This window comes from Nostocoides japonicum T1-X7, from assembly GCF_001046855.1.
Classification (GTDB): domain Bacteria; phylum Actinomycetota; class Actinomycetes; order Actinomycetales; family Dermatophilaceae; genus Nostocoides; species Nostocoides japonicum.
The window spans coordinates 4,420,480-4,428,421 of the sequence record NZ_HF570958.1 but is presented as its reverse complement, the minus strand read 5'-3'; the positions used below and the strand labels follow the sequence as shown (position 1 = coordinate 4,428,421).

Below are 7,942 nucleotides of genomic sequence, written 5' to 3'. Positions count from 1 at the left end.
GGGGGGGGGGGCGCGAGCCGTGGCCGACGGCGTGAGGCGCGTGCTCGACGGGTCGGGTCGTGTGGCGGCGTCGGCCACCGTCGCCGTCGCGGTGGCCGCGGCAGCCAGGGCCAGGGCGAGCCCGCCGGCCCTCATGGCGTGTCGGGGAAGGGACATCGGTCCGTCCTCTCGGGTCAGGGAGAGGGCACCGGCCGGGGAGGGGTCCCGGCACCCTCATCGGGGACTCGCCTCACGGTAGGGCATCTGGGGCTCATGTGGCGTGCTGGAACCCTGTGAATCAGACGATACGGATATCTCGGTGGAAACGGGCGATGTGAGCGTGCTCAGCCGTGGTGGGCCCGCACGGCGGCGGCCACGACGTCGAACGTCGCGCGGTCGAGGACGGCCCCCTCGCGCCGCACGGCGGCCGGGTCGATGCGCAGGATGCGGTTGACCCGGACCTCCGAGGGCCGGCCCTGACGGTCCCAGCCGCCGGAGCCGATGTCGACCCACTCGCGTCCGGCCCGCCGCTCCTGTGCCTCGTCACGGTCGTGGTCCTTGCTCGTCAGGGGCAGGGCGAGGAGCAGGTCGCCGTCATGGCCGACGAGCAGGACGGGTCGGTCCTTGCCCTGCGTGGGGTCCTCCTCGTAGGGCACCCAGGTCCAGACGATCTCGCCGGGATCGGGGCGGCCGTCCGGTCTCGGGGAGTAGGCGAGGTCGGGTATGCCGTGGAAGTCACCGGCATACGTCGCCCGCCCGGGGGGCCGTCCCAGAACCGTCGTGGGGGCCGGTCGCCCGGCTCCGCGGGCTCGCCGGGTCGGTGCGTCCGTCGCGCGCGGCGACAGCAGTCGGCGCAGCCAGCCACGGATCCCCGGCGCCGTCCCCATGGGCGGCAGGGTACCGGCGGGGGCACCGGACCTCGGCGCGTCCCGCCCGATCGGCGTGGCCCGCCCGGCATGGGACAATCGACGCGACGTCCCTCCCCAGCCACCGACCGAAGGCCGAACCCCTCCCCGTGTCCCCTCGCGCCACGACCGCGCTGCCGCCGCACGCGACGCCTCCCGAGCAGATCCGCAACTTCTGCATCATCGCCCACATCGACCACGGCAAGTCGACGTTGGCCGACCGGATGCTCCAGCTGACGGGCGTCGTCGACGAGCGGGCGATGCGGGCGCAGTACCTCGACCGGATGGACATCGAGCGCGAGCGCGGCATCACGATCAAGTCCCAGGCGGTCCGTATGCCGTGGGCACTGGCCGCCGCGGACGGCGGCTCGGACCTCGCATACATCCTCAACATGATCGACACGCCGGGTCACGTCGACTTCACCTACGAGGTGTCCCGGTCGCTCGCGGCGTGCGAGGGCGCCGTCCTCCTCGTCGACGCGGCACAGGGCATCGAGGCGCAGACCCTCGCGAACCTCTACCTCGCCATGGAGAACGACCTCACGATCATCCCCGTCCTCAACAAGATCGACCTCCCGGCCGCGCAACCGGAGAAGTATGCCGAGGAGCTCTCCGGCCTCATCGGCGTCGAGCCCGAGGAGTGCCTGCGCGTCTCGGGGAAGACGGGAGAGGGTGTCGGGGCGCTCCTGGACGAGATCGTCCGGCAGGTGCCGCCCCCGGTGGGCGACCCGGCGGCGCCGGCCCGGGCGATGATCTTCGACTCCGTCTACGACACCTATCGGGGCGTCGTGACGTACGTCCGGGTCGTCGACGGCAACCTCAACCCACGTGAGCGGATCGCGATGATGTCGACGCGAGCGACCCACGAGCTGCTCGAGATCGGCGTCATCTCACCCGAACCCGTCCCGAGCAAGGGCCTCGGCGTCGGCGAGGTGGGCTATCTCATCACCGGCGTCAAGGACGTCCGGCAGTCCCGCGTCGGCGACACGGTGACGAACGCGGCGAACCCGGCGACGGAGTCGCTCGGGGGCTACCGGGACCCGCGGCCCATGGTGTTCTCCGGCCTCTACCCGCTCGACGGGTCGGACTATCCCGACCTGCGGGAGGCGCTCGACAAGCTGAAGCTCAACGACGCCGCGCTCGTCTACGAGCCGGAGACGTCGGCTGCCCTCGGGTTCGGGTTCCGGTGCGGCTTCCTCGGGCTGCTCCACCTCGAGATCGTCCGCGAGCGGCTCGAGCGGGAGTTCGGCCTCGACCTCATCGCGACCCAGCCCAACGTCGTCTACGAGGTGACGATGGAGGACGGCACCCTCGTCACGGTGACGAACCCGAGCGAGTTCCCCGGCGGCAAGATCGCCGAGGTCCGCGAGCCGGTCGTCCGGGCGACGATCCTCGCGCCGAGCGACTACGTCGGCGCGATCATGGAGCTGTGCCAGCAGCGGCGGGGTTCGTTGCGGGGCATGGACTACCTGTCCGAGGACCGCGTCGAGATGCGCTACACGCTGCCGCTCGCCGAGATCGTCTTCGACTTCTTCGACCAGCTCAAGTCGCGGACCCGCGGCTACGCCTCGCTCGACTACGAGCCCGACGGCGACCAGGTCGCCGACCTCGTGAAGGTCGACATCCTCCTCCAGGGCGAGACGGTCGACGCGTTCAGCGCCATCGTCCACAAGGACAAGGCGTATGCCTACGGCGTCCTCATGGCCGGCAAGCTGAAGAAGCTCATCCCGCGCCAGCAGTTCGAGGTGCCCATCCAGGCGGCGATCGGGGCCAGGGTCATCGCCCGAGAGAACATCCGGGCGATCCGCAAGGACGTCCTCGCCAAGTGCTACGGCGGTGACATCACCCGCAAGCGCAAGCTGCTCGAGAAGCAGAAGGAGGGCAAGAAGCGGATGAAGATGGTCGGCCGGGTCGAGGTGCCGCAGGAGGCCTTCATCGCCGCGCTGACGACGGAGGGCCAGGGCGACACGTCCAAGAAGTAGTGTCCTGCACTCATGGAGTGGGGGTGCCGGCCACCGCGGGGTGAGGGGGCGGAGACTACGCGCGGAGGCGCTCCCGGAGCCGCGCGACCTGGTCGGCGCTCCAGCCCTGCTCGCGGAGCCAGCCACCGGCCCCCCCCGCCGCGCTCGCCGACGAACCGCAGGATCGTCTCCATCGCCTGCGGCACCGGCGTCTGCTCCGCGACCGTGTGTCCCCGGACGTGCTCGGCGTATGCGGGCCGGTCCAGGAGCCGCTCCATGACGGCGGCGATGCGCTCACCGGTCGCGACGTAGTCCTCGACGATGACGTCGTGCGGCACCCCCGCGACGTCGAGGGCGAGTCCGACGACGGTGCCCGTCCGGTCCTTGCCGGCCGCGCAGTGGACGACGACGGCTCCCTCCGAGTGCGCGACGACGCCGAGCGCCGCGGCGACGGAGTCGGGCCGGCCGCGCAGGTAGCCGAGGTAGTGGTCGCCCCAGTAGTCGGCCGCCGTCCGGTCGGCGTCGTCGCCGTGCCAGGGCAGCGCGTCCTCGGAGGCGACGGCGGGCGCCGCGAAGAGCGAGTGCTCGTGGTGCACGAGCCCCTCGACGCGGCGCATCGGCCCGGGCCCCTCGATGTGGATCTCCGCCTCGCTCCGCAGGTCGACGATGTCCCGCACGCCGAGTCCCCTGACGAGTCGCGCGACGTCCACCTCGGTGAGGGTCTGCAGGTTGTCGGAGCGGATGAGCCGACGGGGTGCGGTCCGGCCGCCGTCCGTCGTCGGCAGCCCGCCGAGGTCGCGCATGTTGGCGACACCCTCGAGGTCGATCCACTCCGGTCCCACCGACGACAGCGTAGTGACGGCACGTGCGGCGTCGGACGAGGGTGCCTCGGGCTTCATCCGGAGCGGCAGCCCGGCCCGGCGGCCCGGACCGGCGCGGCGCCGCGACCCCCGTCGTACGCTGGCGGGATGACCGGGCGGCACTGGCACGCGTCGCACCGGCCGCGGGGGCCGCTTCGGCGCTACGCCTGCCGCGTCGTCGCATACGGCATGAGCGGGGAGCCTCCCGGCCGGCACATCGGTATGCCGTCGCGGCGCCTCACCCTCGTCGTGTCCCTCGACGAGCCGCTCACCCTCACCCAGCCGGGAGACGTCCGGACGTCCGCGCTCGGGGCGTGCGTCGCCGGTCTCGCCGTCCGGCCGACGACGATCCACCACGAGGGCCGGTGGCGCGGCATCCAGGTGGACCTGCGGCCCTCGGCGGCCCGATCGCTGCTCGGCGTCCCGGTCGCCGAGCTCGGTGAGCGCAGCCACGAGCTCGCCGACGTCGTGGGCCCCGTCGCCGACACGCTGCGGGCCCGGCTCCACGACGTAGGGACTCCGGCGGAGATGTTCGACGTCGTCGACGACGCCCTCGGTGCGCTGTGGGGTGACACCGGAGGCACCCGTCCTGAGGTCGCCGAGGCGTGGCGCCTGCTCGGGACGGCGGAGCGCGGGCTCACGGTGACGGAGGTCGCGCGGAGGGTCGGCTGGTCGACCCGCCACCTGGAGAGCCAGCTGACGGCCGAGGTCGGGCTCACGCCGACGCAGGTCGTCCGGCTGAGCCGGTTCGAGAGGGCCCATGCCCTGGTCCGCGACCCCGGCAGGCGCCTGGCCGATGTCGCCGTCGCCGCGGGCTACGCCGACCAGGCGCACCTGACGAGGGAGTGGAAGGCCTTCTCCGGGCTGACGCCGACCGCTTGGCGGGCCCAGGAGCTCGCATACGTTCAAGCCGTCGACGGGCCGGCCGACCTATCGTCGGGGACATGAGCACCGACCACAACATCTGGACCGCCCTGTTCGCCGACGACGCCAAGGCCCTCCGCGCCTGGCTCGCGGGTCTCGGCTTCGAGGAAGGGATCGTCGTGCCCGGCGACGGCGACACGATCTTCCACAGCGAGATGCGCTGGCCCGAGGGCGGGAGGGTCATGGTGTCCTCCCGTGAGGGGGCGACCGAGCGCTTCGACGGAGTCGGCCGCACCAACCTCTACGTCGTCTGCGACGACCCCGACGCCGTCCACGCCCGAGCCGTCGCGCTCGGTGCCGAGATCACCCGGCCGCTGGAGAACGCCACCGACTACGAGTCCCGCGGGTTCTCCTGCCGGGACCCCGAGGGGAACCACTGGAGCTTCGGGACCTACGCGGGGGAGTGACGCCGGCGACACAGGTGAGGGCCTCGGAAAGTATGAGTTTCCGAGGCCCTCGATCGAGTCGGACCGAAGTCCTTCTCTCACCCCTTCACCGAGGTGTCGGGGTAGGACCATGTCTAGTCCCGGATCCGGCTTCCCGCAAGGGGTTCCGGGGCACTCATTCGGCCCGATGAGGCGAGCCCGGCGTGTCGTGGCGGACACGCCGCGCGACGTGTGACGGGTGTGACCGGGTCGCGCGCATCGCCGACCTCCGCGACGGAGGGACAATCGTGCGGTGCCCAGTGCCCTGCCCGACGGTGAGCCCGCCCCGGCCGACGGGACCCTTCCGGCGGCGGCGCTCGAGGGGTTCGGCGAGCGGCCGTTCGGGATCTATGTCCACGTGCCGTACTGCTCGGTCCGCTGCGGCTACTGCGACTTCAACACCTACACGGCACGGGAGCTGGGGCCCGGTGCGGGAGGGTCGGACACGTATGCCGCGACGGCCGCCGCCGAGCTCGACCTCGCCGCGGGCGTGCTGCCCGCCGCCCGGCCCGTCGACACCGTCTTCTTCGGTGGCGGCACCCCGACGCTCCTGCCGGCGACCGACCTCGTCGGTCTGCTCACCGGCATCCGGGATCGCTTCGGACTCGCCGTGGACGCGGAGGTGACGACCGAGGCCAACCCGGACTCGATCACCCCGGCATACCTCGAGGCGCTCGCCGAGGGCGGCGTGACCCGCGTCTCGATCGGGATGCAGTCCGCCGTCCCGCACGTCCTGCGGACGCTGGACCGCACCCACGACCCGGCAGGCGTCGCCGTCGCCGTCGCGGCGGCGACGGCCGCCGGCCTCCAGGTGAGCGTCGACCTCATCTACGGCACGCCCGGCGAGTCGCTCGCGGACTGGCGCCGGAGCCTCGACGCCGCCGTCGCGCTCGCACCCGACCACGTCTCGGCATACGCCCTCGTCGTCGAGGACGGCACCCGGCTCGCGGCGCGGGCGGGGGGAGGTGCCGCCGACCGATGACGACGACGAGGCGGCCAAGTACGAGCTGGCCGACGCGGTCCTCTCCGCGGCCGGCTACGGGTGGTACGAGGTGAGCAACTGGTCCACCGGCCCCGCGACCCGCTGTCGGCACAACGAGCTCTACTGGCGCGGTGACGACTGGTGGGGGATCGGCCCGGGAGCGCACAGCCATGTCGGCGGCGTCCGCTGGTGGAACGTCAAGCACCCCCGGGCGTATGCGGGCCGGCTGGCTGCGGGCTGCTCCCCGGCCGCCGCGCGGGAGACCCTCACGCCGGACCAGCGGCTCGACGAGGAGGTGCTCCTCGGCATCCGGCTCGTCGACGGACTGCCCCTGGACCGGGTGACCGCCGAGGGTCGCGCGGCGGTTCCGGGTCTCGTCGCGGAGGGACTCCTCGTCGCCGAGGCTGGCCGGGCGGGTGGCCGGGCGGTCCTCACCGTGCGCGGGCGGCTCCTCGCCGACACCGTCGTCCGGCGGCTGCTCGGCCTGCCGGCGTAGCGGCCCGTCGGCGGTCACGGCGTGAGAACCCGGGCATGGGTCCGTCACGCCGTGACCGTGCCCGGACGCGGTCCTACTTGACGAAGCGGGGCACCATCGGCGGGTCGTACCACTCGCCCTGGTTGGCCCGCACCGCGGCGATGATGTGCAGGATGGCCGCGACGATGATCGCGAGCGGCAGGGTGATGAAGCCGACAAGCACGAGCATGAGCGGCAGCGAGACGACGACGGCGATGAACTCCATGATCTGGATGTTCAGGGCGTTCGCGGCGAACCGCCGGACGAAGGGGCCGCGGTCCCTGTAGACGAGGTAGACGATAAGGCTCGCGACGAAGCCGAGGAAGCCCGCGCTGAGGATCGAGGCGGCGATCGGGATGACGTGGGCGACGGTCGCCCAGGTCCGCTCGTCCGCCGGCGTCATCGGAGCGGCGCCACCGGGCGCCGGGTATGCCGCGGGTGGCTGCTGCCACTGCGGCGACGAGCCCGAGGGGGGCGGCTGGTGGGGGTCGACGGGTGGGGTGTTCTCGCTGCTCATGGGGTTCCCTCCTGGTGGGTTCACCCCAGTCAACCGCACCCGGTGCGCCGATCCTTCCGTTCTCAGGGTGCGATCCGGACCGGCTCAGGGCGAACCCCGAGGCGTTCTGTCGGGTTCCACGCGCCGGCGGGTCTGGCGGGTGCCGTGGGACGGGTTCCTCCGACGCGATGTGCCTCCGGGATCCGACGGCGGCCGGACGTCGGCGCGCCGGCCGACCGCGACCGTGCCTCGCGGATCCCGACGCCGGCGCGCGGTCCGGCACGTGACCGTCCGCTCGCGGATCCCGACGGCCGCTCGACGCGGGCGCACCGGCCCCGCGCGACCGCCCCGGACCCGACGGCGGTCAGGCAGGGGTGGTGACGAAGTCGATGAGCTCCTCGACCCGGCCGAGCAGGCTCGGCTCGAGGTCGGCATACGTGCGCACCGAGCCGAGGATCCGCCGCCACGCCCGGGCGATGTCGGCCTGCGTCTCGTGGGGCCACCCGAGGTGGGCCGCGACGCCGCGCTTCCACTCCACGGTGCGGGGGATCGTCGGCCAGGCGTCGAGGCCGAGCCGCTGCGGTCGCACCGACTGCCAGACGTCGACGTAGGGGTGGCCGACGACGAGCAGATGCATGGCATACGGCCGGATGCCGGTCGCCTCCTCGACGAGGCGGCTCTCCTTGGAGCCGGGGACGAGATGGTCGACGAGGACGCCCATCCGCCGTCCCGGACCGGGCGCGAAGTCTCGGACGGCGCCGGCCAGGTCGTCGACACCGTCGAGCAGCTCGACGACGACGCCCTCGACGCGCAGGTCGTCGCCCCACACCTTCTCGACGAGCTCGGCGTCGTGCTTGCCCTCGACGAAGATCCGCGAGCCGGTCGCCACCCTGGCC

The 7,942-nt window shown here is 72.8% G+C and carries 6 protein-coding genes and 2 pseudogenes; 4 read left to right on the top strand and 4 right to left on the bottom strand.

What is annotated here, in order from left to right; all coding sequences use genetic code 11:
- Window positions 1-323: 323 nt before the first annotated feature.
- Window positions 324-866 carry a type II toxin-antitoxin system PemK/MazF family toxin gene (locus tag BN12_RS20125; RefSeq protein ID WP_083454797.1) on the bottom strand — a complete coding sequence of 181 codons (543 nt, stop codon included), beginning with the start codon at window positions 864-866 and terminating at the stop codon, window positions 324-326.
- Window positions 867-994: 128 nt separating this feature from the next.
- On the opposite strand from BN12_RS20125, the gene lepA reads away from it, so the two are divergent.
- Window positions 995-2,866, top strand: coding sequence for a translation elongation factor 4 (gene lepA, locus BN12_RS20120; protein ID WP_048555270.1), 1,872 nt, complete (start codon window positions 995-997; stop codon window positions 2,864-2,866).
- A gap of 179 nt (window positions 2,867-3,045) precedes the next feature.
- Here lepA and BN12_RS23995 read toward each other — a convergent pair.
- Window positions 3,046-3,648, bottom strand: a pseudogene (locus BN12_RS23995) (tyrosine-protein phosphatase); the annotation flags it as partial.
- 165 nt (window positions 3,649-3,813) lie between these two features.
- Here BN12_RS23995 and BN12_RS20115 point away from each other — a divergent pair.
- From BN12_RS20115 to hemW, 3 genes and pseudogenes are all read left to right on the top strand, one after another.
- A complete protein-coding gene (locus BN12_RS20115) occupies window positions 3,814-4,653 on the top strand; it encodes a helix-turn-helix transcriptional regulator (protein WP_048555268.1) in 840 nt (279 codons plus the stop codon).
- Window positions 4,650-5,036, top strand: coding sequence for a VOC family protein (locus tag BN12_RS20110; protein ID WP_048555266.1), 387 nt, complete (start codon window positions 4,650-4,652; stop codon window positions 5,034-5,036). The genes BN12_RS20115 and BN12_RS20110 overlap by 4 nt, the downstream gene beginning before the upstream one ends.
- 271 nt (window positions 5,037-5,307) lie before the next feature.
- A pseudogene (gene hemW / locus BN12_RS20105) lies at window positions 5,308-6,532 on the top strand (radical SAM family heme chaperone HemW).
- Window positions 6,533-6,605: 73 nt separating this feature from the next.
- Here the strand turns inward: hemW and BN12_RS20100 are convergent.
- Both BN12_RS20100 and BN12_RS20095 read right to left on the bottom strand, forming a co-directional pair.
- Entirely contained in the window at window positions 6,606-7,067 is a 462-nt protein-coding gene (locus BN12_RS20100; RefSeq protein ID WP_048555265.1) for a DUF4870 domain-containing protein, read from the bottom strand.
- A 343-nt stretch (window positions 7,068-7,410) separates the two neighbouring features.
- Window positions 7,411-7,942, bottom strand: a 532-nt coding sequence (locus tag BN12_RS20095; protein ID WP_048555263.1) for a DUF3097 family protein, incomplete at its 5' end; no start/stop codon positions are given.

What these genes read in the sequence shown, in the direction of transcription:
- BN12_RS20110 (WP_048555266.1), top strand. Translation starts at nt 4,650, where the DNA reads ATGAGCACCGACCACAACATCTGGACCGCCCTGTTCGCCGACGACGCC.
- BN12_RS20100 (WP_048555265.1), bottom strand. Translation starts at nt 7,067, where the DNA reads ATGAGCAGCGAGAACACCCCACCCGTCGACCCCCACCAGCCGCCCCCC.
- BN12_RS20115 (WP_048555268.1), top strand. Translation starts at nt 3,814, where the DNA reads ATGACCGGGCGGCACTGGCACGCGTCGCACCGGCCGCGGGGGCCGCTT.
- BN12_RS20125 (WP_083454797.1), bottom strand. Translation starts at nt 866, where the DNA reads ATGGGGACGGCGCCGGGGATCCGTGGCTGGCTGCGCCGACTGCTGTCG.